General features: G+C 65.5%; 1 protein-coding gene. It reads right to left on the minus strand.

Annotated elements, in window-relative coordinates; all coding sequences use genetic code 11:
- Positions 1–21: 21 nt before the first annotated feature.
- Positions 22–1,266 carry an IS701 family transposase gene (locus tag AWC07_RS02675; RefSeq protein WP_085104944.1) on the minus strand — a complete coding sequence of 415 codons (1,245 nt, stop codon included), beginning with the start codon at positions 1,264–1,266 and terminating at the stop codon, positions 22–24.
- Positions 1,267–1,338 lie beyond the last annotated feature (72 nt).

The raw sequence follows: 1,338 nt of genomic DNA on the forward strand, positions 1-1,338 counted from the left end.
TACTGCAGCCGTAGTTCGTGATCATTGGTTTTCCTGTCGCTGGTAGTGGGATAGCTGGGCTCGGTATTGGTGTCGTCGTCGCCAGTGCGACCAGGCCAGCAGGCTTTTGATGGTACGGCGGGTGGTTAGCAGCAACATGTCGAAGAGGCGGCGAAATTCGTTGACGGTCAACGCAATCAGCCCAACGGGGGTGGGTTGGGTGTCGCGCTCGACGGCGGTGGCCACGGCCAGGAAGGCATGAGCGAGCATGGCCAGGGTGGTCCAGCGATGCCAGGATCTCCAGCGGCGGACCTGGTGCTGGTCGAGCCCGGTCAAGCCCTTGGCGGCCTGGAAGGATTCTTCGATACGCCAGCGTTGACCCGCAACAGTGACCAGGGTGTGCAAGGTGGCTGGGCGTGGTGAGTAGCAGCGTAGGTAGGCCTGCTCACCGGTGGTGTCGTTGCGCCGGATCAGCAAATGGTGCTGGCCGGTGTCGGTGTCGTTTTCGGTGTCCAGCGCGATCCAGGCCCAGGAGTAATAGCGCTGCCCGTGGCTGCCGGCACCGGCGGAGTGTTTCTGCCACGCCCACGGCGGCAGCTGTGCGGGGAGCTGGTCGACGCGGATCGGTCCGGCCTGGGTCGGGACTCGCCGGTTGGCGGCCACGGCCAGCACATAACCCAGGCCGTGGTTGCGGATGGCGGCACGCAGTTTCGGGTCGGCGCCGTAGACCTCGTCGCCAGCCACCCAAGCCGCCGGAACCTTCGCATCGACGGCGCGGGCGATCAACCCGCAAGCCAGGGTGGGTTTGGTGGCAAAACCTCTGCTACCAGCCGGTATCCCCGCCTCGTCGCAACGATCCGGATCCTCGGTCCAGCAGCGCGGCAGATACAGCGCTCGGTCGATCAGGGCATGCCCACGCGGGGCGGCATAGGTCAGATACACCGCGACTTGGGAGTTTTCGATGCGCCCGGCGGTGCCGCTGTATTGGCGTTGCACCCCGACGGTAGCGGTGCCTTTCTTGACGTCGCCGGTCTCGTCGATGATCAGCACCGCGCCGGGATCACCAAAGGCGTCGACGACGTAATCGCGCAGATCGTCGCGGACCGCATCAGCGTCCCACTTGGCGCGGGCCAGCAGATGCTGCAAACCATCGGGGGTGTGATCGCCACGGTGCTCGGCGATCGTCCAGCAATTCTTGCGATCCAGCCCGGAAATCATCCCGGCCATCAGCGCAGCAGCATGCCGCAACGGTTCATGGCGGGTAAACCGCGGCGCGATCCGATCGATCACCGTCGAGAACTGCGCCCACCACCGGTCAGGGTCTACGCTGGCAGCCGCGGGGGCCGCGGCATATTCAGA

This window comes from Mycobacterium gastri, from assembly GCF_002102175.1.
Lineage (GTDB): Bacteria > Actinomycetota > Actinomycetes > Mycobacteriales > Mycobacteriaceae > Mycobacterium > Mycobacterium gastri.